Here is a 23,519-nt window from a genome sequence, read left to right on the forward strand (position 1 = left end):
CCAGGACGAGGAACGGGAGTACCGGACGCGTGCGCAAGGCCGCCACCGCCGCCGTGACGGCCGCCACGGTGCTCGTGCTGGCCGGTGGCTACGCCGGGCTCGACGCCGGCGGGGTCGTCCCCGGTCCGCTGACCACGACGCCCGCCCCCACCGCGCCGGCCCTGCCGACCGCGCCGGCCGCCACCCGTCCGGCCCAGGACCCGCAGGCCGTCCTGCCCGCGCTGGACCCCGACGCCCCCCGCCCGGACCCCGCCGTCCTCGGTGGTGACCTCGCCCCGTTCCTCGGCGACCCCGCCCTCGGGGCCGACGTCTCCGCCAGCGTCCGGGACGCCCTCACCGGCGACGACCTGCTCTCCGACGGCGTCGACGTGCCCCGCACCCCCGCCTCGGTGACGAAGGTCCTCACCGCCGTCGCCGCCCTGCGCGCCCTCGGACCCACCTCCCGGGCGGCCACCACCGTCGTCGACGGGGCGACCCCCGACGAGGTCGTCCTGCTCGCCGGTGGCGACGTCCTGCTCGGCGCCGGCGCGGGGAACCCCGACGCCGTCGACGGGCACGCCGGCCTCGACGACCTCGCCGCCGCCACCGCGACGAAGCTGCTCGCCGCGGGCCGCACCGCCGTCGCCGTCCGCCTCGACGACTCCGCCTTCTCCGGTCCCACGACGTCACCCGGGTGGGGCAGCGGCGACGTCGCCGCCGGGTTCGTCGCCCCCATCGCCCCGCTCGCCGTCGACGAGGGCCGCCTCGCCGCGGGGGAGACGGCCCCCCGCGACCCCGACCCCGCGCTCGCCGCGGCCCGCACCTTCGCCGCCGCCCTCGCCGCGCACGGCGTCCAGGTCCTCGACCCGGGCGGCGGTGTCGTGCGCGCCTCCGCGGTGCCCGGCGCGACGACGATCGCGAGCGTGCGCTCGGCCACCACGGCCGAGCAGGTGGAGTTCATGCTCACGACCAGCGACAACACCCTCGCCGAGGTCCTCGCCCGTCGCGTCGCCCTGGCCACGGACCGGCAGGGGACCTTCGACGACGCGTCCCTCGCCGTCGTCGACCAGATCGCCGCGCTGGGCCTCGACGTCAGCGGCACCGCGTTGCAGGGCGGCAGCGGCCTGGGCCGCGACACCCGCGTCCCGGCCCGGGTCGTGACCGACGTGCTGGTCCTCGTCGCCGCCGGGAAGCACCCCGAACTCGGTTCCGTCGCAGCGGGTCTGCCCGTCGCGGGCGTGAGCGGGACGTTGCTCGACCGCTACGACGACCCCGACTCGGCCGCGGCCGCCGGGGTCGTCCGGGCCAAGACCGGCACGCTCACCGGGGTCAGCAGCCTCGCCGGGTACGTCCGCGACACCGACGGCCGGCTGCTGGCCTTCGCCGTGATGTCCGACAGCGTGGCGCCGGGCGGCTCGGCCTCCGCGCGCCGCGCTCAGGACCGCTTCGCCACGGCGCTCCTCGCCTGCGGCTGCCGGTAGCGGCGGAGGTCTGATCACGGACGCCTGATCACCGACGTCGGACCCGCCGCGTACGGTGCGTGCATGCGTGCACGGGGGGACTCCGGAACCGACGGAGCAGAGGGCGGCGGGAGCCCGGGAGGTCCCGGGGAGGACGAGTCCGGTGGGCGTGCCGTCGTCGACCTGGTCGACTTCGACCTCGCGGCCCAGGTCGCGGCCCGGCTCGTCCGCCCCGGCCCCCGGCTCGGCCGCGACGAGATCGACGACGTCGTCGCCGAACTGCGGCTCGCGGCCGCCGAGGCCGCCGGACCGGTCGCGCGCACCGCGCACCTGACCTCCCCCGAACCGATGCCGCCCGCGCTCGTCGTCGACCGCGCCTCGTGGGCCCGCGCCAACGTCGACGCCTTCCGCTCGCTGCTCGGGCCCGTGGTCGTCCCCGTCCGACCGGGAGGTGGGCGGCCCGCCGCCGCCGTCGACCGCGCCGCCACCGCTGTCGGGCGCCGCACGACGGGCGCCGAGCTCGGCAGCCTGCTGTCCTTCCTCTCCAGCCGGGTGCTGGGCCAGTTCGACGTCTTCGCCGGCATCGAGGAGGAGCAGCCCGGTCGGCTGCTGCTCGTCGCCCCGAACGTCGTCCAGGTCGAACGCGACCTGCAGGTCGACCCCCACGACTTCCGCCGCTGGGTCTGCCTGCACGAGGAGGCGCACCGGTTGCAGTTCGGCGCCCACCCCTGGCTGCGCCGCTGGGTCACCACCGAGGCCCGCGAGCTCTCCGCCGACCTCCTCGCCCAGCCCCGGGACATGGGGGAGCGGCTCAGCGGCGTCCTGCAGTCCCTGCCCGACGTCCTGCGCGGCACGGGCGAAGGCAGCGGCGTCGGCCTCGCCGACCTGCTCCAGACCCCCGGTCAGCGCGAACGCGTCGCCCGCCTCGTCGCCGTCATGTCGCTGCTCGAAGGGCACGCCGACGTCGTGATGGACGACGTGGGCCCGCAGGTCGTGCCCTCCGTCGCCCAGATCCGGTCCCGGTTCACCAAGCGCCGCAAGGGCGGCGGGTCCTTCGACCAGGTCGTGCGCCGGATGCTCGGCCTGGACGCGAAGTCCCGCCAGTACGCCGACGGCGCGAAGTTCGTCCGCGGCGTCGTCGGGCGCGTCGGCTGGGACGGGCTGAACGTCGTCTGGACCGGCCCCGAGCACCTCCCGCTGCCCGCCGAGATCGGCGACCCCGCCGCGTGGGTCACGCGGGTGCACGGCTGAGCGGGCCCACTCCCGCGGTCGCGGCGGTGCGGGTCGCCGTGCGCCGGGACCTGCGCGCGGTGCCCGCCGGGCTGGTGCTGGTCGCCTGCTCGGGGGGCGCCGACTCGCTCGCGCTCGCCGCGGCCACGGCCTTCGAGGCGCGCTCCGCCGGGCTCGTGACGATCGACCACGGGTTGCACCCGGCCTCGGCCGCGGTGGCGCGCGCCGTCCAGGCGCAGGGACGTCGCCTCGGGCTGGACCCCGTCGCCGGCCTCCGGGTCGACGTCGGAGCGGCGGGTGGCCCCGAGGCCGCGGCCCGGACCGCGCGCTACGACGCCCTCACCCGCACCGCCGACGAGCTCGGAGCCGTCGCCGTCCTCCTCGCCCACACCCTCGACGACCAGGCCGAGACCGTCCTGCTCGGCCTCGCCCGCGGCTCCGGGACCCGCAGCCTCGCCGGCATGGCGGCCGTTCGGGGGATCTTCCGCCGGCCGTTGCTCGGCCTCACCCGCGCCCTCGTGCGCCAGGCCTGCCACGACGAGGGCCTCCAGCCGTGGGAGGACCCGGCCAACACCGACCCCGCCTTCACCCGTTCCCGGGTGCGCCACGACGTCCTCCCCGTCCTCGAGGACCGGCTCGGGCCGGGCGTCGCCCAGGCCCTGGCCCGGACCGCTCGCGCGGCCCGGGACGACGCGGACGCCCTCGACGCCCTCGCCGCCGACTCCTCGCCGTTCACCGACGGTTCCGCCGCCGTCACCGACCTGGTCGGGGCCCTGCCCGCGCTGCGTCGCCGCTGGTTGCGCACCGCGGCGCTCGCGGTCGGCTGCCCGGCGGGCGCCCTCACCGCTGCGCACGTCGACGCCCTCGAGGCGCTGCTCCTGGACTGGCACGGGCAGGGGGCCGTCCACCTGCCGGGTGGTGCGAGCGGTGTCCGCGCGTGTGGCAGGCTCGTGCTCACCCCCCACCTCTGAACAACCACAGGAGATCCGCGTGGACGCCGCGACCGCCGGGACCGACCTCGAGCACGTGCTCCTGACCAAGGAGCAGGTGGCCACGAGGGTCACCGAGCTCGCCGCCGAACTCGACCGGGACTACGCCGACAAGGACGTCCTGCTCGTCGGCGTCCTCAAGGGCGCCGTCATGGTGATGGCCGACCTGTCCCGCGCCATGAACGTCCCGCTGTCGATGGACTTCATGGCCGTCAGCTCCTATGGCTCCGGCACCAAGAGCTCCGGCGTCGTGCGGATCCTCAAGGACCTCGACACCGACATCTCCGGCCGCCACGTCCTCGTCGTCGAGGACATCATCGACTCCGGTCTGACGTTGTCCTGGCTGCTGGCGAACCTGTCCTCGCGCGGCCCCGCCTCGGTGAAGGTGTGCGCGCTGCTGCGCAAACCCGAGGCCGCCAAGGTCGAGGTCGACGTCGCCTACGTGGGCTACGACATCCCCAACGAGTTCGTCGTCGGCTACGGGCTCGACTTCGCGGACAAGTACCGCAACCTCGACTGCGTCGCGACGCTCGCGCCGCACGTCTACAGCTAGTTCCTATCGCTATGGCGATAGCGCTATCGCCATAGCGACAGGTCACGCGGGCACGGCGAACTCGTCGGTGACTTCCACCTGGTCCCGGCCGGGTCCGGTGCCGAGGTCGGCGTCGTTCAGGCAGGCCTCGACCGCGGCGACCCCCGGCGAGCCCCGCGTGCCGTCCCCGGCGCCGAGGCTGAGGGTGGACAGCCCGATCGAGGCGGACGTCGGACCGAGACCGCAGCCCTGCAGGGCCCGCTCGACCCGCCCGAACAGCAGCTGCATCTGCACCGCGGAGAACGGGGTCGTCTCCACCTCGACCCGGCCGGTGAGCACTCCCAGGGGTGCCCCGGCGAGGGGGTCGGGGCCCGCCGCGTCGGTCAGGGCGACCACGACGTGCCACTGCGGCTGCTGTTCGATCCGCAGCTGTCCGTAGGCGTCGGGAAGGGCGCAGCGAACCCAGGCGTCCAGGACCGAGGCCTGCTGCTCGTCCTGCGCACGCCGGGTGGCCTGCTCGAGGGTGAGCCCCTCGGACAGTCGTTGCCCTTCGTCGACGCTGACCGGAGGCAGGTCGGTGACCGCCGGGCACCGGCCCGCCACCGCCGCGCGGGCGGCGGCGGTGGCCGCGGGGTCCTCCGGGGCGGCGGGCACGACCCGGACGCTTGGACCGCTTCCGTCCAGCTGCGACCAGCTGAACCCGGCCGCGACGAGCGCGCACGCGGCCGCGGCGCTGACCAGGCCGGACCGGACCCGGTGCCGGCGGCGGCGGTCCGCGGTGAGGCGGTGCTGCAGGCGCTCCCACTCAGGGCCGCCTGCCACCCTCCGCGCCTCGGCGTCGTGGGCGGCGCGGCCGGCGAAGGCATCGAGCTGCCCCTGGAGCCGCTCGGTCGCGTCGGAGCCGGTCACGCCAGGTCCTCCAGTCGGGTCGCGAGGGTGTGCTGGGCGCGCGAGATGTCGGACTTGGCCGTGCCCACCGGCACCTCCAGGGCGTCGGCGACCTCGGCGACGGACAGGTCCATCCAGTAGCGCAGGACGAGTGCGTGACGCTGGCGGCGGGGGAGGTGCCGCACCGCGGCCAGGAGGTGGTCGACGCGTTCGGCGGCCAGGGCGCTGTCCTCGGCGGACGCGTGGGTGCCGGTCGTGTCGCCAGGGGTGCGCCGCACCACGCCCAGGTGGCGCAGACGCGAGGTCGTGAGGTTGGCCGTCGTCCGCCGCAGGTAGGCCAGGGCGGCCGCCGGTTCGTGGAGGGGGTGCCGGTGGAGGCGCACGAACGCCTCCTGGGCGATGTCCTCCGGGTCGTCCGCCCCGAGCAGCCTCGCGAGGCGGACGGTGGGGTGGAAGTGCTGCTCGAACAGGGCCCGCAGGTCGAGCGGACCGTCCACTCGTGCGGTCGCCGCCGTCGCGAGGCGGCCGGCGACGTCGTCTGCTCTCACACTGCTCAGACGTCTCACAGGCCAGGACGTTGCACCCGGTGGGGAGGTTTCGGGCGTCCGCTCGGCGACACTGGTGCGGACCGATCGATCCTGAGGAGGCTTCCGTGGAACCCGTCGAGACCCGTGCGGCCGGTGGTGAGGCGAGTGAGCTGGTGGTCTACGGCGCCGGGTGGTGCCCGGACGTGCGGCGCAGCCGGACGCTGCTGGAGGCGGAGGGCGTGGCCCACCGCTACGTGGACGTCGAGGCCGACGCGGCCGCGACCGAACTGGTCCGGCGGTTGCAGGACGGGGCCCGACGCATCCCGACCATCGTCTGGCCGGACGGCTCCTACCTGGTCGAACCCAGCGACGACGAGTTGCGTGACCGGTTGGGCTGGTCCGCTCCACCGTCGTGACCGTCATCGAGGCCCGTCGCCGACGGCTGCGGGTGCCCGCGCGCTACCGGCCGCCGTCCGCCGCGGGGACCAGGTGCGCCAGCGGGACCACGAGGCGGTCGACGATGTCCGCGGGCCAGGGGAAGGCGGCGGTGACGACGCGCTGGTGGGCCAGGCCGTGCAGGCCCAGCCATAGGGCGACGGCGTCCCCGCGCGGGTCGTCGCTGCCGGAGCACCCGGCGGCGACGCAGTCCTGCAGGGCGGTGGCCAGGACCTCGAGGGCGTCCTGGCCGAGGTCGGTCAGGTCGCCGGCGGTGACGTTCTCCTCCGCCAGCGCCCGCTGGGTGTTCCACAGGCCGCCGAACATCGCCCGGTAGCGCTGCGGGCGGGTGGCGGCGAAGTCGAGGTAGGCCGCGCAGACCCGGTGCAGGCGGGCGACGGGGTCGTCCTCGTTCCCCTCGTCCTCGGCGCGGGCGGCGGCGCGCAGACGCTCGTGGAGCTCCGCGAAGGCGCCCTGGACGACGGCGAGCAGAATGGTCTGGCGGTCGGCGAAGTGCCCGTAGATGGCGGGGGCGCTGATGCCGGCCCGGCGGGCGACGGCGCGCAGCGTCACCGACTCCTCGGTCCCGGACTCGTCGAGCAGGTCGGTCGCGGCGCTCAGGATGTCGTCGCGGAGGCGACCCCCCTGCCCGCGCGGGTTGCGCTCACGCGCACCGGGGCGGGCCGGGTCGGTGGCGGCGGTCGTCCGGGGAGTGGTGGTCATGGCTCGTTCCACGTGGGCGGTCGTGGCGAGCGGGTTCTGCCGCTGCCACCTCGGTCGGGGTCAGGGTCTCAGGGGACGAGCACGATCTTGCCGCGGACGGTGTGCGACTCGGCCAGCTCCATCGCCTCGGCGGCCGAGGTCAGCGGCAAGCGGGCGCCGATCTGCGCGGTCACGACCCCGGCGGCGAGCAGGTCCAGCACGGCGGTCATGTCCTGCCGGGTGCGGGCCCGGAAGGCGCCGGGGCGCAGGCGGTGTCCGGACCACAGGTCGTAGAAGGAGGCGCGCTTGCCGTTGGGCAGGACCTGCCACACGAGCACCCGGGCCAGGGCGGCCAGGAAGGGGATCCACAGGGAACCGGGAGCGTCGATCTTCGCGGCGATGGCGTAGCTGACCAGCGTGCCCCGCGGGGCGAGCAGGCGCCACGAGCGGGTCAGGCTCTCCCCGCCGAGGTGGTCGAAGGCGGCGTCGACCCCGCCGGGAGCCAGGCGGCGCACCGCGGCCTCGAGGTCGGGGGTGTCGTAGTCGAGGGGTTCGGCGCCCAGGGCGCGCAGGGCCTCGTGGTGGCGCGGGCCGGCGGTGGCGATCACGCGGACCCCGGCGTGGACGGCGAGCTGGACCAGGACGGTGCCGACGCCGCCGCTGGCGCCGTGGACCAGGACCGTCTGACCTCGCTGGACGCGGGCCGAGCGGTGCAGCATCTGCCAGGCGGTCACGCCGTTGACGACGACGGTCTCCGCCTCGGCGGGGTCGAGGTCGGCACGCACGGGGACGAGGTCGGCCGCCGGCAGCAGGACGTGACTGGCCCAGCCGCCGGTCTTCGTCATCGCGGCGACGCGGGTCCCGATCAGCGCGGCGTCCGCGTCCGGTCCGACCGCGGTCACCCTGCCGACGAGGTCGTAGCCGGGCACGAAGGGGAACGCGGGCTGACCCGGGTAGCGGCCCCGTCGCATGGACCGCTCGGCGAAGGAGACGCCGCTGGCCTCGACCTCGACCATCACCTCGCCGCGCCCGGGGGCGGGCAGGTCGCGGACGCGGACCTGCAGACCGGAGGGTTCGACGACGCCCGGCAGCACGATCTCGGTCGCTCGCGTGGGGGCAGGTGCGGTGGTGGTCGGTGCGACGGCGTCCTGGGGACTGTTCACGGTGGTTCTCCTCGGGAGGGTCGGGTGTGGGGGACTGGACGGTGCGGGGTCAGGTGCCGGGTGCGGGCAGGACCTCGAAGGCGGTGACGAGGTCGGCGGCGGCGGCGAACTGCGCGGGGTCGGCGCTGGTGACGAGGTCGAGGGCCTTGAACAGGCGCACGCCGTCGGGGACGGCGGCCGGGAAGGAGGTCATCAGGCGCCGCCGCAGGTCGGCTTCCCCGGTGCGGTCCAGCTCGCGCAGGAGCACCTGTTCGCTCCGCGGGCCGTCGGTGAGGGTTCCGCGGCCGGCCGCGCGGGCGTTGCGAGCCCAGTCGCCCTCGGGCGTCGGGGCGAGGATGAAACGACGTCCGTCCAGGCTCAGGGGGGAGACCGGTGTGGACCGGGGTTTGCCGCTGGTGCGACCCGGCACCGTCAGGACCTTGATCACCCCGGTGCTCACCCGCCACCGGGACAGGGTCTTCACGACGGCGTTGGTCGGCGCCAGGTACGCGGGCCGCCGACGGCGCCGGGCCGGTCCCGGCTCGAGGGGGAGCAGCGGGGGTCGTGCGTCGGAGCCGGTCGCGGGGTTCACGCGCGGACCTGCAGCTGGGTGAGCAGCAGGAGGGTGTCGGAGTTCACCCAGTACTCGGCGATGCGGCCGTCCTCGGTGCGCAGGACGTCGGTACCGGTGAAGTCGACGACGGTGCCGACGGGGGCCTGGGCGCCCGGTACGCCCCCGGCGTAGGAGCCCCGGGCGCGCCAGCGCACCGCGATCGAGGGGCCGTCGACGATCGGGCCGACCTCGATCGAGAAGGCGAGGTCCGGGACGGCCGCTCGGGTGGACCCGATCCAGCCCACGAGGGCCTGGGGCGAGTCGACGGCCCCGCCGTCGCCGCCGTCCAGCATCGCCGCGTGGAGCTGGAAGTCCGGGGCGACGATCGCGGTGGCGAGGGTGAGGTCGCCGTTCCACAACCGCAGCCACGACTGCACCAGGGTCGTGGCGGGTCGACGGGTGTCGAGGCGGGGTGCGTGCAGGGCGGGAGCGCTGGTGGTCATGGCGACCTCCGGTGAGGTGGTCCGGTGGGCCCGACTGGCTCCCCGCGACGTGTTTACATCCGTAAAGCTACCCCGTCGCTCAACACCTGTAAAGTCATCGTCTCGACCGGTTTTCCCCTCGCCCCGGGGGAGTGGCTCGCCTGGCGTCGTCGTCGTGACCTCCACCCCGGAACACCGTCTCCTCGACCACCGGCTCGTCGCGAGTGGCCACGGACAACCGTTCGACGTGCCGGAGGAGGTGGTCTCGGTCGTCCAGCGGCTGCACGTGCTCGTGTCCTGACCGGGGTGCTGCGCGCCCGAAGTTCGCCCACAGCGGATCGGGGCGTCCAGGCCGGAACAGCCCGGCGCTCCCGCCCGTTCGACCAGCGAAGGACCTGCGCAGACAGGACCCGCGGCGGCGTGTCGTTCGCCCGGTGTACCGTCGAACGACAGGCTAGAACGAGCAGGAGGGACAGGGGGCGACCCCTCCACTGATGCCCAACCAACTCAAGCGCATCGTCCGCGGCCCGTGGCTGTGGATCGTCGTCGCGATCGCCGTGGTGGCCATCGGCGCCTCCTTCTTCGCGTCCAGCGGCACCGCCGAGGTCTCCACGACCCGCGCGATCACGCTGATCGAAGAGGGCAAGGTCAAGAGCGCCACGCTCACCGACGGCTCTCAGCGCATCGACCTCAAGCTCAAGTCCGGGGTCACCGAGCAGGGCGCCAGCGCCGTTCGTTCGTACTACATCTCCCAGCGCGGTGGCTCTCTCATCGAGGCGCTGAACACCAACCCGCCCACCGACGGTGTGACCGACGAGGTGCCCCGCACGGGCATCCTGCAGTCCCTGCTGTTCACGGTCGGGCCCATCGTCCTGATGCTGCTCCTCTTCTGGTTCCTCATCTCGCAGATGCAGGGCGGCGGCAGCAAGGTCATGCAGTTCGGCAAGTCCAAGGCCAAGATGATGTCCAAGGACACCCCGAAGACGACGTTCGCGGACGTCGCCGGGGCGGACGAGGCCGTCGAGGAACTGCACGAGATCAAGGAGTTCCTCCAGGACTCCGCCAAGTTCCTGGCCGTCGGCGCGAAGATCCCCAAGGGCGTCCTGCTCTACGGCCCGCCCGGGACCGGCAAGACGCTGCTCGCCCGGGCCGTCGCCGGTGAGGCCGGGGTGCCGTTCTACTCGATCTCCGGTTCGGACTTCGTCGAGATGTTCGTGGGTGTCGGCGCCAGCCGCGTCCGTGACCTCTTCGAGCAGGCCAAGACCAACGCGCCCGCGATCATCTTCGTCGACGAGATCGACGCCGTCGGTCGCCACCGCGGCGCCGGCATGGGCGGCGGGCACGACGAGCGCGAGCAGACGCTGAACCAGCTCCTGGTCGAGATGGACGGCTTCGACGTCAAGACGAACGTCATCCTCATCGCCGCGACGAACCGTCCCGACATCCTCGACCCGGCGCTGCTGCGCCCGGGCCGCTTCGACCGCCAGATCGCGGTGGAGGCCCCCGACATGGAGGGCCGTCACCAGATCCTGCAGGTCCACGGCAAGGGCAAGCCGCTGTCCCCGGACATCGACCTGCTGGCCGTCGCCCGCCGGACCCCGGGTTTCTCCGGCGCCGACCTGGCCAACGTCCTCAACGAGGCCGCGCTGCTCACGGCCCGCGCCGACGCGAAGGTCATCGACAACTCCGCGCTGGACGAGGCGATCGACCGCGTCATGGCCGGCCCGCAGAAGCGCACCCGCCGGATGAACAAGAAGGAACTGCGGGTCACCGCCTACCACGAGGGCGGGCACGCCCTGGTGGCCGCGGCCATGGCCAACACCGACCCGGTCACGAAGGTGACGATCCTGCCGCGCGGCCGAGCGCTGGGTTACACGATGGTCCTGCCGACCGAGGACAAGTACTCGACCTCGCGCAACGAGATCCTCGACCAGCTGGCCTACGCCCTCGGTGGCCGGGTCGCCGAGGAGCTCGTCTTCCACGACCCGACGACCGGGGCGAGCAACGACATCGAGAAGGCCACCGGCATGGCCCGCAAGATGGTCACCCAGTACGGCATGAGCGAACGCGTCGGGGCGATCAAGCTCGGGTCCAGCGGCGGCGAGGTCTTCCTCGGCCGCGACATGGGTCACGAGCGCGACTACTCCGAGGGTGTCGCCGGGATCGTCGACGAGGAGGTCCGCCGCCTCATCGAGTCCGCGCACGACGAGGCGTGGGAGGTCCTGGTCGAGCACCGTCAGGTCCTCGACGACCTGGTCGTCGCGCTGTTGGACAAGGAGACGCTGAACCAGGCCGAGCTGGCCGAGATCTTCGCCCCCGTCGTGAAGCGTCCGCAGCGGCCGGTCTGGCTGTCCTCGGAACGCCGTCACGTGTCCGACATCCCGCCGGTCGCCTCGCCCGGTCTCAACGGTCACGCCGGTGGGTTCCAGACGCCGGTGAACGGTTACCAGAACGGGACGCACGAGCAGCCGTGAGCACGGGAGCGCCCACACCGGACGCTCACGCGCCGGGCACGTACGACGGCCCGCGCGCCGAGGCCGCGGTCCGGGAGTTCCTCCTCGCCATCGGGGAGGACCCGGACCGCGAAGGCCTGCGTGACACCCCCGCCCGCGTGGCCCGGGCCTCGCTCGAGCTCTTCGCGGGGCTGCACCAGGACCCGGCCGAGGTCCTCGCCACCGACTTCGGTCTCGAGCACGACGAGCTCGTCCTGGTGAAGGACATCGAGGTCCAGTCCACCTGCGAGCACCACCTGCTCCCCTTCCACGGCGTGGCCCACGTCGGCTACATCCCGGGGGAGCACGGCCGGGTGACCGGCCTCTCGAAGCTGGCCCGGTTGGTGGACGTCTTCGCCCGCCGGCCGCAGCTGCAGGAACGCCTCACCACCCAGGTCGCCGACGCCCTCGTCGACAGGCTGCACCCGCGAGGGGTGATCGTCGTCGTCGAGGCCGAGCACTCCTGCATGACCTACCGCGGGGTCCGCAAACCGGGGGCCAAGACCATCACCTCGGCCGTGCGCGGTTCGCTGCGCAACGCGGCCACCCGGGCCGAGGCCATGAGCCTGATCGTGGCGGGGCACCGGTGAGCCCACTGCTGGTGCCCGGACCGACCCGGGTCGTGGGGGTCCTCAACGTCACCCCCGACTCCTTCTCCGACGGCGGGCACTTCCTCGCCCACGAGGTGGCGGTCGCGCGCGGGGTCGCCCTGCACGCGGCGGGCGCGGCGCTCGTCGACGTCGGCGGTGAGTCGACCCGGCCGGGTGCCGTGCGCGTCGAGGTGGCCGAGGAACTGCGCCGGGTGCTCCCCGTCGTCCGCGGGCTGGTCGACGCCGGGGTCCCGGTGAGCGTCGACACCATGCGCGCGGAGGTGGCCCGGGCCGCGGTCGCCGCGGGGGCGGCCGTCGTGAACGACGTCTCGGGCGGTCTGGCCGATCCGGAGATGGCGGCCACCGTCGCCGAGCTCGGCTGCGTCTACGTCCTCTCGCACTGGCGGGGCTTCTCCGACGTCATGACCTCGCGCGCCGTCTACGACGACGTCGTGGCCGAGGTCTCCGCCGAGCTGCGGGGACGACTCGACGCGGTGACCGCGGCCGGGGTCGCACCGGAGCGGATCGTGCTCGACCCCGGTCTCGGGTTCGCCAAGGTCGCCGAGCACGACTGGGCCCTGCTCGCCGGGCTCGACCAGCTCGCCGCGCTGGGCTTCCCCCTGCTCGTGGGAGCCTCCCGCAAACGTTTCCTCGGTGCGCTGCTGACCGGCCCGGACGGGGTCGTCCCGCCGCCGGCGGCCCGCGACACCGCGACCGCCGCCGTCACCGCACTGGCTGCGGCGCAAGGGATCTGGGGTGTGCGGGTGCACGACGTGGCCCCCTCGGTCGCGGCGGTCCGCGTCGCGCGGGCCTGGGGCGCCGCCCGGACCCCGGTGGGTGCGTCGTGACCTCCCTCGACGCCGCCGGGCCCGTGCTCGACGCCCAGGGCCGGGTGCTGGACCGGATCGTGCTGCGCGGGTTGCGCGCCATCGGCCACCACGGCGTCCTGGACTTCGAACGCGCCCAGGGGCAGCCCTTCGGCCTCGACGTCGCCCTGCACCTCGACACCCGTGAGGCCGCCGCCGGCGACGACCTCACCGCCACCGTCGACTACGGCGCGCTGGCCCAGGAGCTCGTCACGATCCTCACCGGTGAACCCGTCCTGCTCGTCGAGACCCTCGCCGGGCGGATCGCCACGGCCGCGTTGGCCCGGTCGCCGCGGATCGCGGCCGTCGACGTCGTGGTGCACAAGCCGCAGGCGCCGATCCCGGCCTCCTTCGACGACGTCGAACTCGTGGTCCGGCGGACCCGCTCGTGAACGCCGTCCTGTCGCTGGGCGCGAACACCGGTCACCGCGCGGCGAACCTGCACGCGGCGCTCGAGGCGTTGGGCGCGGTGGAGGGGATCACCGTCGACGCGGTGTCCACGTTCGTCGAGTCCGCCCCGGTCGGGACCGTCCGGGACCAGCCCGACTTCCTCAACGCCGTCGCGCTGGTCAGCACGAGCCTCGACCCGCACGCGCTGCTGCGCGCCTGCCACGCCGTCGAGGCGGAGGTGGGGCTGGACCGCAGCACGAAGGTCCCCGACGGTCCCCGTCCCATCGACGTCGACGTGGTGACCTGCGGCGGTCTGGTCCTGACCGAGGACGGTCTCGTCCTGCCCCACCCCCGGGCCCACGAGCGCACCTTCGTCCTGGGACCGTGGCTCGAACTCGACCCCGACGCCGAACTGCCCGGCCCGCACGGCGGTCCCGTGGCCGGGTTGCTGCGGGCGATCTCGTGAGGCCGTCGCGTCCGGGGCTGCTCGTCGGTCTCGCCGTCATCGCCGGGGTCATCGCCTGGTCCGGTCTGCAGATCTGGATCGCCGGCGGCCACAGCGAACCCGACCTGATGTGGCGAACGACCCTCACCATCGGCCTGCTCGCCGTCGCCGTGTTCGGGGTCGGCTGGCCCGTGCGGCAGTGGGTGAACGGGGAGAAGTCGCGCCGCATCGACGCCCTGCGCGCCGCCCGGACCGCGGCCCTGGCCAAGGCCGCCTCCGTCGCGGGGGCGCTGCTGACGGGGATGTTCGCGGGCTGGTTCGTGCACTACCTGCCCACCGCCGACATCGCGGCCCGCCGCTCCGAACTCCTGAGCGCCGGCGCGGACATCGTGGTCTCGGTGCTGCTGCTGGCCGCCGGCCTCCTCGTCGAACGCTGGTGCCGCGTCCCCGACGACGAGGACAGCGACGCCGCGACCGCCTGACCCGGCGCCGGGTGCCGGAAGGGGATCAAGTCGGCCGCCTCACCGGTCGATCTCATCGACGTGGAGTGGATCGCGGGCAGTTCGACCGCACCGGCAGCCCGCGTGGGCCGTCTCGAGGACGGCACCCGGGTGCTGTGGGTGCCCCGGGAGGGACCGACCACGGCTCGCCTGACGTTCCGGGTGGGTGTGGTCGACGAGACCTTCGTGACACGGGGCACCACGCACCTCGTCGAGCACCTCGCTCACACCCGTCTCGGCCTGCCCGCCTACCCGAGCAACGCCTCCGTGGAGGCCTTGTTCACGTCCTTCGACGTGCGGGGGACCCCGGACGAGGTCGCCGAGCACTTCCGCGTCCTCAGCGCCGGGCTGCGGGACGTGCCGGTCCACGGCCTCGCCCACGAGATCGACGTCCTCGAGCTCGAGGCCCACCGCGGTGGGCCCAGCGTCTGGGACGAGTTGCGCCGGGTCCGGCACGGGCTGCGGGGCTGGGGCCTGCTGTCCACCGACGAGGTGGGCCTGTTGGCGGCGGACCCGCAGCAGGTCAGCGCCTGGGCCCGACGGGTCTTCACCGCGGACAACGCGGTGCTGTGGGTCCACGGCGCAGAACCGCAGACCTCCTGGTCGACGTTGTCCCGGGGTGAGCGTCTGCCCGTTCCGTCACCGAGCGAGCTACCGGGCCGGCGGGCTGCCTGGTTCACCGGCCGCCCGGCTGTCGTCGCGTTCACCGCCGTGGGTCCGGACGAGCCGGCCACGTGGGCCGCCTGGTGGCGGCTGCACCGCGCGTTGCGTCAGCGCCTGCGCGCGGAGGACGGCAGCGTCTACGACGTCGACGCCTCGGTGCGGTCGACGGGTCTGGGTCGTCTCGAGCTCGGGCTCTCCGCCCAGACCTCCTGGGACCGCCAGCGTGAGGTCGTGCACGCCGTCCAGGACGTCGTGCGCGACACGTGCGCCGACGTGATCCCCGACTCCGACCTGGAATCGTGGAAGCGTGGCTGGGTAGAACCCGCCGACGCGGGGGACGCCGCGGACGAGTCCGCCGTGGTGCGGAGCCTGGACGCGACGGCTCGGTCCTGGCTCCTGAGCGCCCAGCAGGAGCCGGGTGAGTTCAGGCGGGCGGCGCCGAGCGAGCCCCGTGCCGCCGCCGTGCGCCCCGAGCACGTGCACACGGCGTTGCGCGAGCTGATGGGCACTGCGCTGCTGCAGGTGCCGGACGGGGTGGAGGGCCCGGTCGGCCTGACGCCCGTCCCGTCGTTGTCCACCGGGGTCGTCCAGGGGCAGGTGTTCGTCGGTGCCCGCCACCGCGAGGGGGGACTGCGCCTGATCATCGGGCCGCGTGGGGTGACCCTCGAACCAGCGCCCGCCGTGCACCTGACCGTCGCGTGGACGGACTGCGCTGCGGTGTTGCGCCACCCGGACGGCCGGCGGGAGATCGTCGGCAACGACGCGATGGTGCTCTCCTTCGACCCCGCGGACTGGGCCCAGGGGCGGACCGCCCTCGAACTCCTGGACACCCTCGCTCCGTCGACGGTGTCGGTCGACCTGCCTGGTGAGCCGGCCGCCATCCGTCGGCCACCGAGGGTCCTGTCAGGGTTGGCGTCGTGGAGCACCAGCGTCCTGGTCACCCTGTCGTTCGCGTTCGTGCTGTTCACGCTCTTCATGGCTTTGGTGTCGCTCGATTCCCCGAACCGGGTGTTCGCGGTGACCTTCACCTCGTTCTGCGCGCTGCTGACCACGGGGTTCCTGGTGGCGCTAGTGCAACGTCTGCGCTTCCCCCGTCGGCAGCGCACCACCATGGACACGCGGTCCCGGACCCACGTGGCCGTGGCGGTCGACCAGGCTCTGGCCCGGGGGAGTCGACGCCTGGCCAGAAACGTGGCGATCGGTGCGTGGGTGGTCACGGTCGTGTCGGTGCTCGTCGGGGCCTGGCACGGCGTCGCCTTCTGGCCGGCGGCCTTCCTGGCCGCGTTCGCCGTCCGAGCCACTCGTGAGACGACTCGTCGCACCCACCGGGGACACCACGTGGAGTAAGGGGTGGGTGTGCCAATCCTGTCGCCTGGGCGCCCCGTTCGTCGCACCCACGCCTCACTCCACGTGGTGACACCGATGGGTGTCCCACCCGGGCGGCTACGGCTTGCGCCACACCGACACGTGCGACGTGCTCGCGGCGGTGAACTCTGCGCGGTCCCACCCGGACCACCGCGCGAACCGTTCCAGCCCGGCGATCCGGGCCATCAGGTCGTACTCGGCGGGCCAGGCGTAGCGGTGGTGGGACTCGAACCGGCTCACCCGGCCGTCCTCGGTGAACCGGTAGTGGTGGGACGTGAGGCGCTGCTCGACGAGGTCGTAGGTGTCGAAACCCAGGTGCTCCCGGCCGACGTGGAAGGGGCGGGCGGTCTCGCCCGGGGGGAGCCGCTGCAGTTCCGGCGCCGCGACCTCGACGAGGAAGTACCCGCCGGGCGCGAGGTGGCGAGCGGCGTTGCGGAAGCACTCGACCTGTTCGTCCTGCTCCAGCAGGTTGGTGATCGTGTTGTACACGAGGTAGACCAGACCGAACTCGCCCTCGACCCGGGCGCTGGACATGTCGCCCATCACCAGCTCGATCCCCGCCGCCGCCGAACCGGGGACCATCTTCTCCTGCAGCCGCTGCGCCATCGCGGGCGACATCTCGATCCCGGCGACGGGAACCCCGCGCCCGGCCAACGCCACCCCGACCCGGCCGGTGCCGATCGCGAACTCCAGCGCGCGGCGACCCGCGGCGAGGTCGACGAGCACGTCGCAGGTCGCGCCGAGGAGTTCCGGGGAGAACATCCACGAGGAGTCCTCGTCGTAGCCGCGGGCGACGTCCTCGCCCCACAGGTCACCGGTCACGGGACGGTCCTCTCCAAGTGGGCGAGCGAGGCGGTGTGGTCGGCGAAGGCGCGGGTGGCGGCGACGAGTTCCGGGGCGGGGGCGGTGTGGACGTCGAAACCCCGCGCCCGCCCCTCGAGGGCGTCGGTGAGCAGCGGCCCCCACCGGTCGTCGAGCTCGGCCCGCGCCCAGCGCAGGGCGGCCGGTTTGGACAGGACGCGGCCGGTGCGGACGGTGGCGAGCATGCGGGCGAGGGTCTCGACCGCCGTCCGCTGCCCCCACTCGATGCTCCGCCAGTCCATCCACGATTCCAGGTCCTCGAAGAACCGGGGGAACCGGGCGAGCGACTCCGCCCGCAAGGCGTCCGGGTCGACGGGGTCGACCAGGTCGGCCGCCGGGGGACCGGCCAGGGTGATCCCGTGCTCGCGCAGGACCCAGCGCACGACGAGGGTGTTGCAGTGCGGGGAGAGTTCCAGCGTCGCGCTGTCCTGGTGGTCCACGAACCACCAGGGTTCCTCCGACGGTCGGCGCAGCGACGCGGTCGGTACGTAGGAACCCTCCGTCCCGCGGAACCAGGGCCGGGGCCGGTCGTGGAAGCGGCGGTGGAACTCCTGCAACTCCGCCACCGGGACGTCGGGGGAGCGGGTGACCACCAGCCAGTCCGCGTCGCTGTGCTCGTCGGCGTCGCCGAGGGCGAACGAACCGTGCAGGTAGGCCCCGACGAAGTCGTCCCCGAGGAGTTCCGCGCTGCCCTCGACGAGGACCCGCAGCACGTGCTGCAGGTCGGGCGGGACGTGGGCGGCGTCGCTCGGCACGCCAGCACGGTAGGACCGGCGCAGGGGCCGGCGCGACGGGTTTTCAGGAGGGCCAGGCGAGGTCCGCGACGACGGGGGAGTGGGTGCTCCCCCCGGGGTCGCGTTCGTGGTCGTCGACGGGTCCGAGTCCGGCCACCAGCACCACGTCGACCCGGGCGAAACCGGGGGAGGCGCCCCGGGTCAGACCCGGTTGCGTCCCGACGGCGCGGTGGACGTCGGTCAGGCCGTGGGAGCGCAGCACCCGCAACGGTTCGTTGAACTCCGCGGAGTTCAGGTCCCCCGCCAGCACGACGGCGTTCCCGGCGGCGTGCAGGGACTCCGCGAGGTCGCCGTAGCGACGGGCCTCGGCGACCCGGACCCGCGCCGCGTCCGCGGTGTCGCCCGCGGGGTTCAGCGCGGCCTTCGCCGGACTGCAGAACAGGCAGGGGGAGGCGAGGTGGACGGAGATCACCGCGATCCGGCGACCGTCGGCGTCGACGGTGACGACGTCCGCGGGACGTGCTCCGGTGGGGAGTCCGGTCACCGGCTCGACCGAGACGATGGGGTACTTCGACCAGACCGCGTTCCCGTCGCCCTCGTTGCGACCACCGGTCGCCGTCGTACCGGTGTAGCTGCGGTAGGCGTACTCCGGCCACTGGTCGCGGTAGCGGGCCTGCTGGGACGGGACGACCTCCTGCAGCAGCACGACGTCCGCCCCGCCGTGGCGCATGAGTTCCGTGACCCCGGCGGCTCCGCGCCAGTTCGTGGTGTTGAAGGTCGCGACCCGCAGGTCGGGGCCCGGGTCGCGGGGGTCCAGCCGGTGCAGCGCGTAGGGCCCGAACAGCGTGCCCGCGGCGAGCGCCGGGACGACGACCGCGGCCAGCGTCCGCCACGACCGGAACGCGGCCGCGAAGGGGACGAGGACGAGGGCGGGGACCAGCCACCACGTGGCGAACAACCCCAGCACGTAGCTCACGGCGTGCCCGTCGGAGAGAGCGAGGACGACGAGCAGGGCGAGGGTGGCGAGGACGCCGTAGGCGACCGCGAGGGTTCGCAGCGTGCGGCGCCACCAGGGGCGCCGGCTCGGCGTCGGTGGCACCCGGCCATCCTGCTACACGCGGGTGCCCGCCCGCTCCGCGACGGGCGTCGTCGTGCTCTGCCGCAGCGCGTAGAGCTCCTCGAAGCGGGCGAGGGTGCGCCGCTCGTCGTGCTCGGACGCGATGGCCAGGCTGCGCGCACCCATCCGGGTGGCGAGGTCGGGGTCGCCCAGCACGAGCGCGAGGCGCGCCGCCAGGGCCGCGGGCCGGCCGTGCGGGAAGAGGAAGCCGTTGTCGCCGTCGCGCACCAGGTGCGGCAGGGCGCAGGCGTCGACCCCGAGGACCGGCAGGCCCGAGGCCATCGCCTCCAGGACGACGAGGCTCTGCAGTTCCGCCGTCCCGGCGTTGGCGAACACGTCGCAGGCCAGGTAGGCGGCGGCCAGGTCGGCCTCGGGGACGAAACCGGTCGAGACGACCCGGTCGGCCACCCCGAGTTCCGCGGCGCGGCGCAGCAACCCGGCGCGGCGGGCGCCGTCGCCGACGAGCAGCAGTTGCGCGTCGAGTTCGGGTCGGAGGCGGCGGACGAGCGCGAGCGCCTCGACGAGTTCCTCGACGTTCTTCTCCGGCGCGAGGCGTCCGACGTAGCCGATGGTCGGGCGGTCGGGTACGCCGTAGCGGAGCCGGAACTCCCGTCGCAGTTCCCCGGAGGGGTCGGGCGCGAAGCGGCGCAGGTCCATCCCGCACGAGATGGGCAGGACGGGGCCGGGGATGCCCGCCCGTTCGGCCAGGGCCGCCGCGTAGGGGGTCGGGGCGGTGACGACGTCGGCGCGCTGGAACACCCCGGCGGCGTCGTTCCAGGCCCACTCGTGCAGCGCGTGCTGGACCCGGTCGCCGAGCGGGACGTGGTGGGTGAGGTTCTCGGGCATGAAGTGGTTCGTCGCCACGACGGGGACGCCGAGCCGGTTCGCGGCGGTCACCAGGGCGCGGCCGACGAGGAAGTGGCTCTGCACGTGCACGACGTCGGGCCGGACGTCGCGCAGGATCCGGGTGGCGGCGCGGACCAGTCCGGCCGGCGGGCAGAACCGCAGACCGGTTCCGCCGACGAGCACGGGGAAGGACCGCACGCGGTGCTCCACGACGCCGGAGGCGACGGTCTCGCGGGTGCTGCGCGGGCCGCGGGCCGGGGCCACGACGTGGACCTCGTGGCGTCCGGTGAGACCGGCGGCGAGGCGTTGCGCGAACGTCGAGGCGCCGTTGACGTCGGGGGCGTAGGTGTCTGCTCCGATGAGGATTCTCATGGGTGGAACTCAACCGCCACCGACCCCCGTGGGTCATCGCTCCGGGGAACCGCCCCCGGCGGGACCCGGGTCCCTGCGCGGACTACCTCCCCGGTAGGGGTCGGAGGTTCTCGACCGCAGGTCAGAGGTCGCGCCGCAACGCGGTGTGCACGACGTCGGGGGTGAGCACCCCGAGGAACTCCTCGCCGTCGAGGACGGGCAGGAACCGCAGTTCCTGCGCGAGCAGGGCGGAGAAGGCGCTGCGCAGGGTCTCCCGGGCGGCGACGGTCGTGGGGAACCGGCGGGTGTGGTCGCCGACGCGGGCGCTGCGCGATCCCCGCTGCTCCAGGAGGGGGCCGCGCGCCACCCACCCCAGCAGGCGGCCGTGGTCGAGGACCACGGCCCACGCCCGGCCGTCGAGTTCCAGGGCCGTCGCGGCGTAGGCGGCGCCGTCGGCGGGGGCGAGGACCAGGGGCCGTTCCAGGTCCTCGGGCCGGATCGGGGTCACGGCGAGGCGGCGCAACCCCCGGTCGGAGCCGATGAAGTCGACGACGAACTCCGACGCCGGTTCGGAGAGCAGGGTCGTGGGGGTGGCGATCTGCTCCAGCACCCCGCCGGTGGAGAACACCGCGATCCGGTCGGCGAGCTTGACGGCCTCGTCGAGGTCGTGGGTGACGAAGAGGACGGTCTTGCCCAGTTCCTGCTGGATGCGCCGGAACTCGCTCTGCAGGCGGTCCCGCACGACGGGGTCGACGGCCCCGAACGGTTCGTCCATGAGCAGGACGGGTGGGTCCGCGGCCAGGGCGCGGGCCACCCCGACGCGTTGCTGCTGCCCGCCGGACAGCTGCGCGGGGTAGCGGTCGCCGTGGGCCCAGCCGTCGAGGCCGACGAGTTCGAGCAGTTCGTCGACCCGCCGCCGGGTGACGTCGGCGTCCCAGCCGAGCAACCGCGGCACGGTCGCGACGTTCTGCCGGATCGTGCGGTGCGGGAGCAGGCCACCGGCCTGGATGACGTAGCCGATCCCGCGACGCAGCGCGACGACGTCGGTGTGGGCGGCGTCGCGGCCGTCGACGACGATGCGTCCGGCGCTCGGTTCGACGAGCCGGTTCACCATCCGCAGGATCGTCGACTTGCCGCACCCGCTGGGTCCGACGAGCGCGACGAGCTCCCCGCGCGTGACGGCGAGGTCGAGGTGGCCGACGGCGGGGGAGTCGTGGCGGCCGTAGCGCTTGGTGACGCCCTCGAAGCGGATGACCTCGTCATCCCGCGTGTCCTGTTCCTCACCCTCGGTGATCACACCGGAAGCCTGACCGACGCTCCCGCGATCGGCAACGTGGGTGGGCGCTGCTCTGGCAAGGTGGGGGCATGGCCGAACGGACGACCGTCAGCACCGAGGACCCGTTCGCGCCGGGCGACGTCGTCTGGCAGCGGATCTCCCCGCGCTGGGCCACTGCGCAACGCGTCGGGGGAGGCATCGTCTTCGCGGTCGTCGTCGTGGTCACGGCCGTCCTGGCCGTCCTGCTGACCCCGTGGATCTGGCTGGCCCTCGTCGTGGTGGTCCCGTTGTGGGCGTGGGACTTCGTGTGGTCCGGGCGGCAGGTGAAGGCGTGGGGCTACGCCGAGCGCGACGACGACCTGCTCGTGGTGAAGGGGATCATGTTCCGCTCGCTGGTCGTCGTGCCCTACGGCCGGCTGCAGTACGTCGACGTGGAGGCCGGGCCGCTGGACCGGAGGTTCGGCCTGGCCAAGGTGCAGCTGCACACCGCCTCCTCCGACTCCGACGCCGCCATCCCCGGGCTCTCCCCCGAGGAGGCGGCCCGGCTGCGCGACCGTCTCGCCGCGCGCGGCGAAGCCCGACTGGCCGGGCTGTGACCGAGGAGCCCCGGATCCACGAACCCCGGACCCACGAACCCCGCGCCGACGAACCCGCCCTCGAGGTCCTGCCGGTCGAGGTCGCGGCCGCGCTCGACGCCCCGACCCGCGCCGTCCTCACCGACCCGGGCTGGCGACGACTGCACCCGGTCACCCCGGTGCTGCGGGCGTGGAAGGTCGTCGCCGCGGTGCTGGCGGTGGTCGTGGGGCAGAACGTCGACAACATCGTCCGCCTGGACCTGCCCGGCTGGATCCTGACGTTGTCGATCGTCGGGGGGATCCTGCTGCTCGCGATCGTCGGCGCCGGCTACAGCGCCCTGGCCTGGCGCAAGACGCGCTACCGGATCGACTCCGAGGCCGTGCACGTCGAGCACGGGATCCTCTGGCGCCAGCAGCGCCGGGCCCAGCTGGACCGGTTGCAGGCCGTCGACGTCGTCCGGCCGTTGCTGGGCCGGCTGTTCGGGCTGGCCGAGCTGCGCCTCGAGGTCGCGGGCGGTTCCGGCAGCAAGGTGTCGTTGGCCTACCTCAAGGAGGAGGAGGCCCAGCGGGTCCGCAACGCGCTGCTCGCGGCGTCCGCGGGGGTCGTCGTCGCCGAGGGTGAGGACGCCCCGGAGGCCCCGCAGCGCGAGGTCGTCGAGGTCCCGCCGACGCGGCTGCTCCTGTCCACGCTGCGTTCCGGCCTGACGATCTGGATGGTCCTGGTGCTCGTGGGCCTCGGCGTCGGCTGCTGGTTCGCGCAGAGCCTCACCCCGTTGTTCGGCTCGTTCGCGGCGGTCCTCGGCGTGGTCTCGACGGTGTGGCAGCGGTTCTCCCGGGGCTTCAACTTCACCGTCGCGGACTCCCCGGACGGGCTGCGGCTCTCCCACGGGCTGCTGGAGCAGCGCTCGCAGACCGTCCCGCCGGGGCGGGTGCAGGCGCTGCGGATCACCCAGCCGCTGCTGTGGCGCAGCGCGGGCTGGTGGCGGGTGGAGGTCAACGTCGCGGGGTACTCCGGGGAGAGCGGCAGCGCCTCCGAGCAGAGCACGACGCTGCTGCCCGTCGGCACCGTCGAGGAGCTCGGGCTCGTGCTGGCGATCGTGCTGCCGGACCTGGGGACGGGCGAGGAGTCCCCGCTCGACGTGGTCCGCGCCGGGCTGACCGGCACCGGCACCGACGGCGGGTTCACCCCCGTCCCGCGCGCCGCCCGCTGGCTGGACCCGGTGAGCTGGCGCCGCCGCGGCTACCGCGTCACCGAGCACGCGTTCCTCTCCCGCAACGGCCGGCTGGTCCGCGGTCTCGACGTCGTCCCGCACGCGCGGACGCAGAGCCTCGGCGTCGCCCAGGGACCGCTGCAGCGTCGCCTGGGTCTGGCCAGCGTCGTGCTGCACTCGACCCCCGGGCGGGTGAAGCCCCGCGTCGACCACCTCGACCCGGCGACGGCGGCGCGGCTGCTGACGGAGCAGTCCCTGCGCTCCCGCGCGGCCCGCGCCGGTTCCGGTCCCGAACCCTGGATGACCACCTGAGCCTCC

At 74.1% G+C, this 23,519-nt stretch carries 26 protein-coding genes; 15 read left to right on the forward strand and 11 right to left on the reverse strand.

What is annotated here, in order from left to right:
- Nucleotides 1-29: 29 nt before the first annotated feature.
- The 4 genes from dacB to hpt all read left to right on the forward strand — a co-directional run bounded on the left by dacB (nt 30) and on the right by hpt (nt 4,211).
- Nucleotides 30-1,460 (forward strand): D-alanyl-D-alanine carboxypeptidase/D-alanyl-D-alanine-endopeptidase, encoded by a 1,431-nt coding sequence (gene dacB / locus ACFQ46_RS05955; protein WP_380258115.1) that lies wholly within the window; start codon nt 30-32, stop codon nt 1,458-1,460.
- A gap of 63 nt (nt 1,461-1,523) precedes the next feature.
- Nucleotides 1,524-2,690, forward strand: coding sequence for a zinc-dependent metalloprotease (locus ACFQ46_RS05960; protein ID WP_380258117.1), 1,167 nt, complete (start codon nt 1,524-1,526; stop codon nt 2,688-2,690).
- The gene (gene tilS / locus ACFQ46_RS05965; RefSeq protein ID WP_380258449.1) at nt 2,687-3,640 is read left to right on the forward strand and encodes a tRNA lysidine(34) synthetase TilS; all 954 of its coding nucleotides are present in this window, start codon (nt 2,687-2,689) and stop codon (nt 3,638-3,640) included. The genes ACFQ46_RS05960 and tilS overlap by 4 nt, the downstream gene beginning before the upstream one ends.
- A 19-nt stretch (nt 3,641-3,659) precedes the next feature.
- Nucleotides 3,660-4,211 (forward strand): hypoxanthine phosphoribosyltransferase, encoded by a 552-nt coding sequence (gene hpt / locus ACFQ46_RS05970; RefSeq protein WP_380258119.1) that lies wholly within the window; start codon nt 3,660-3,662, stop codon nt 4,209-4,211.
- Between the two features lie 42 nt (nt 4,212-4,253).
- Here the strand turns inward: hpt and ACFQ46_RS05975 are convergent, their stop codons facing one another.
- Together ACFQ46_RS05975 and ACFQ46_RS05980 are read right to left on the reverse strand one after the other, a co-directional pair.
- Nucleotides 4,254-5,099 (reverse strand): hypothetical protein, encoded by an 846-nt coding sequence (locus ACFQ46_RS05975; RefSeq protein WP_380258121.1) that lies wholly within the window; start codon nt 5,097-5,099, stop codon nt 4,254-4,256.
- Nucleotides 5,096-5,626: an RNA polymerase sigma factor gene (locus ACFQ46_RS05980; protein ID WP_380258123.1), complete on the reverse strand. Its 531-nt coding sequence runs from the start codon at nt 5,624-5,626 to the stop codon at nt 5,096-5,098. The genes ACFQ46_RS05975 and ACFQ46_RS05980 overlap by 4 nt, the downstream gene beginning before the upstream one ends.
- A 104-nt stretch (nt 5,627-5,730) precedes the next feature.
- Between ACFQ46_RS05980 and ACFQ46_RS05985 the strand changes: the two genes are divergently transcribed.
- Nucleotides 5,731-6,021 carry a glutaredoxin family protein gene (locus ACFQ46_RS05985; protein ID WP_380258125.1) on the forward strand — a complete coding sequence of 97 codons (291 nt, stop codon included), beginning with the start codon at nt 5,731-5,733 and terminating at the stop codon, nt 6,019-6,021.
- A 43-nt stretch (nt 6,022-6,064) separates the two neighbouring features.
- Here ACFQ46_RS05985 and ACFQ46_RS05990 read toward each other — a convergent pair whose 3' ends face one another.
- The 4 genes from ACFQ46_RS05990 to ACFQ46_RS06005 form a co-directional block, all read right to left on the reverse strand.
- Nucleotides 6,065-6,763: a TetR/AcrR family transcriptional regulator gene (locus ACFQ46_RS05990; protein ID WP_380258127.1), complete on the reverse strand. Its 699-nt coding sequence runs from the start codon at nt 6,761-6,763 to the stop codon at nt 6,065-6,067.
- Between the two features lie 68 nt (nt 6,764-6,831).
- Nucleotides 6,832-7,905, reverse strand: a complete 1,074-nt coding sequence (locus ACFQ46_RS05995; RefSeq protein ID WP_380258129.1) for a medium chain dehydrogenase/reductase family protein — start codon at nt 7,903-7,905, stop codon at nt 6,832-6,834.
- Nucleotides 7,906-7,954: 49 nt separating this feature from the next.
- Complete coding sequence (locus ACFQ46_RS06000; RefSeq protein WP_380158672.1) at nt 7,955-8,476, reverse strand: nitroreductase/quinone reductase family protein; 522 nt, start codon at nt 8,474-8,476, stop codon at nt 7,955-7,957.
- On the reverse strand, nt 8,473-8,940 hold the full coding sequence (locus tag ACFQ46_RS06005; RefSeq protein ID WP_380258131.1) for an ester cyclase: 468 nt from the start codon (nt 8,938-8,940) through the stop codon (nt 8,473-8,475). The genes ACFQ46_RS06000 and ACFQ46_RS06005 overlap by 4 nt, the downstream gene beginning before the upstream one ends.
- A 154-nt stretch (nt 8,941-9,094) precedes the next feature.
- On the opposite strand from ACFQ46_RS06005, the gene ACFQ46_RS06010 reads away from it, so the two are divergent.
- From ACFQ46_RS06010 to ACFQ46_RS06045, 8 genes are all read left to right on the forward strand, one after another.
- Complete coding sequence (locus tag ACFQ46_RS06010) at nt 9,095-9,220, forward strand: hypothetical protein (protein ID WP_380258133.1); 126 nt, start codon at nt 9,095-9,097, stop codon at nt 9,218-9,220.
- Nucleotides 9,221-9,413: 193 nt separating this feature from the next.
- Nucleotides 9,414-11,393, forward strand: coding sequence for an ATP-dependent zinc metalloprotease FtsH (gene ftsH / locus ACFQ46_RS06015; RefSeq protein WP_380258135.1), 1,980 nt, complete (start codon nt 9,414-9,416; stop codon nt 11,391-11,393).
- Nucleotides 11,390-12,001, forward strand: coding sequence for a GTP cyclohydrolase I FolE (folE, locus tag ACFQ46_RS06020; protein ID WP_380258137.1), 612 nt, complete (start codon nt 11,390-11,392; stop codon nt 11,999-12,001). The genes ftsH and folE overlap by 4 nt, the downstream gene beginning before the upstream one ends.
- Nucleotides 11,998-12,849: a dihydropteroate synthase gene (gene folP / locus ACFQ46_RS06025; protein WP_380258139.1), complete on the forward strand. Its 852-nt coding sequence runs from the start codon at nt 11,998-12,000 to the stop codon at nt 12,847-12,849. Before folE ends, folP begins: the two co-directional genes overlap by 4 nt.
- Entirely contained in the window at nt 12,846-13,259 is a 414-nt protein-coding gene (gene folB, locus ACFQ46_RS06030) for a dihydroneopterin aldolase (protein ID WP_380258141.1), read from the forward strand. Before folP ends, folB begins: the two co-directional genes overlap by 4 nt.
- Complete coding sequence (gene folK / locus ACFQ46_RS06035; RefSeq protein ID WP_380258143.1) at nt 13,256-13,723, forward strand: 2-amino-4-hydroxy-6-hydroxymethyldihydropteridine diphosphokinase; 468 nt, start codon at nt 13,256-13,258, stop codon at nt 13,721-13,723. Before folB ends, folK begins: the two co-directional genes overlap by 4 nt.
- A complete protein-coding gene (locus tag ACFQ46_RS06040; RefSeq protein ID WP_328294484.1) occupies nt 13,720-14,184 on the forward strand; it encodes a DUF3180 domain-containing protein in 465 nt (154 codons plus the stop codon). The genes folK and ACFQ46_RS06040 overlap by 4 nt, the downstream gene beginning before the upstream one ends.
- A gap of 102 nt (nt 14,185-14,286) precedes the next feature.
- Nucleotides 14,287-16,212, forward strand: coding sequence for a hypothetical protein (locus ACFQ46_RS06045; RefSeq protein WP_380258145.1), 1,926 nt, complete (start codon nt 14,287-14,289; stop codon nt 16,210-16,212).
- Between the two features lie 96 nt (nt 16,213-16,308).
- On the opposite strand, the gene ACFQ46_RS06050 is transcribed toward ACFQ46_RS06045, so the two are convergent.
- From ACFQ46_RS06050 to ACFQ46_RS06070, 5 genes are all read right to left on the reverse strand, one after another.
- Nucleotides 16,309-16,992: a class I SAM-dependent methyltransferase gene (locus ACFQ46_RS06050; protein WP_380258451.1), complete on the reverse strand. Its 684-nt coding sequence runs from the start codon at nt 16,990-16,992 to the stop codon at nt 16,309-16,311.
- Nucleotides 16,993-17,048: 56 nt separating this feature from the next.
- Nucleotides 17,049-17,846, reverse strand: a complete 798-nt coding sequence (locus ACFQ46_RS06055) for an aminoglycoside adenylyltransferase domain-containing protein (RefSeq protein WP_380258147.1) — start codon at nt 17,844-17,846, stop codon at nt 17,049-17,051.
- Between the two features lie 43 nt (nt 17,847-17,889).
- Nucleotides 17,890-18,924 (reverse strand): endonuclease/exonuclease/phosphatase family protein, encoded by a 1,035-nt coding sequence (locus ACFQ46_RS06060; RefSeq protein WP_380258149.1) that lies wholly within the window; start codon nt 18,922-18,924, stop codon nt 17,890-17,892.
- A gap of 12 nt (nt 18,925-18,936) precedes the next feature.
- Nucleotides 18,937-20,160: a glycosyltransferase gene (locus tag ACFQ46_RS06065; protein ID WP_380258151.1), complete on the reverse strand. Its 1,224-nt coding sequence runs from the start codon at nt 20,158-20,160 to the stop codon at nt 18,937-18,939.
- Between the two features lie 121 nt (nt 20,161-20,281).
- Complete coding sequence (locus tag ACFQ46_RS06070; RefSeq protein WP_380258153.1) at nt 20,282-21,436, reverse strand: ABC transporter ATP-binding protein; 1,155 nt, start codon at nt 21,434-21,436, stop codon at nt 20,282-20,284.
- A 68-nt stretch (nt 21,437-21,504) separates the two neighbouring features.
- Between ACFQ46_RS06070 and ACFQ46_RS06075 the strand changes: the two genes are divergently transcribed.
- Nucleotides 21,505-22,011, forward strand: coding sequence for a PH domain-containing protein (locus ACFQ46_RS06075; RefSeq protein WP_380258155.1), 507 nt, complete (start codon nt 21,505-21,507; stop codon nt 22,009-22,011).
- On the forward strand, nt 22,008-23,513 hold the full coding sequence (locus tag ACFQ46_RS06080; RefSeq protein WP_380258157.1) for a PH domain-containing protein: 1,506 nt from the start codon (nt 22,008-22,010) through the stop codon (nt 23,511-23,513). The genes ACFQ46_RS06075 and ACFQ46_RS06080 overlap by 4 nt, the downstream gene beginning before the upstream one ends.
- Nucleotides 23,514-23,519 lie beyond the last annotated feature (6 nt).

The organism is Kineococcus sp. GCM10028916 (genome assembly GCF_042674865.1).
Taxonomy (GTDB): domain Bacteria; phylum Actinomycetota; class Actinomycetes; order Actinomycetales; family Kineococcaceae; genus Kineococcus.

What these genes read in the sequence shown, in the direction of transcription:
- ftsH (WP_380258135.1), top strand. Translation starts at nt 9,414, where the DNA reads ATGCCCAACCAACTCAAGCGCATCGTCCGCGGCCCGTGGCTGTGGATC.
- ACFQ46_RS06065 (WP_380258151.1), bottom strand. Translation starts at nt 20,160, where the DNA reads ATGAGAATCCTCATCGGAGCAGACACCTACGCCCCCGACGTCAACGGC.
- ACFQ46_RS06075 (WP_380258155.1), top strand. Translation starts at nt 21,505, where the DNA reads ATGGCCGAACGGACGACCGTCAGCACCGAGGACCCGTTCGCGCCGGGC.
- ACFQ46_RS06050 (WP_380258451.1), bottom strand. Translation starts at nt 16,992, where the DNA reads ATGTTCTCCCCGGAACTCCTCGGCGCGACCTGCGACGTGCTCGTCGAC.
- ACFQ46_RS05960 (WP_380258117.1), top strand. Translation starts at nt 1,524, where the DNA reads ATGCGTGCACGGGGGGACTCCGGAACCGACGGAGCAGAGGGCGGCGGG.
- ACFQ46_RS05990 (WP_380258127.1), bottom strand. Translation starts at nt 6,763, where the DNA reads ATGACCACCACTCCCCGGACGACCGCCGCCACCGACCCGGCCCGCCCC.
- ACFQ46_RS06005 (WP_380258131.1), bottom strand. Translation starts at nt 8,940, where the DNA reads ATGACCACCAGCGCTCCCGCCCTGCACGCACCCCGCCTCGACACCCGT.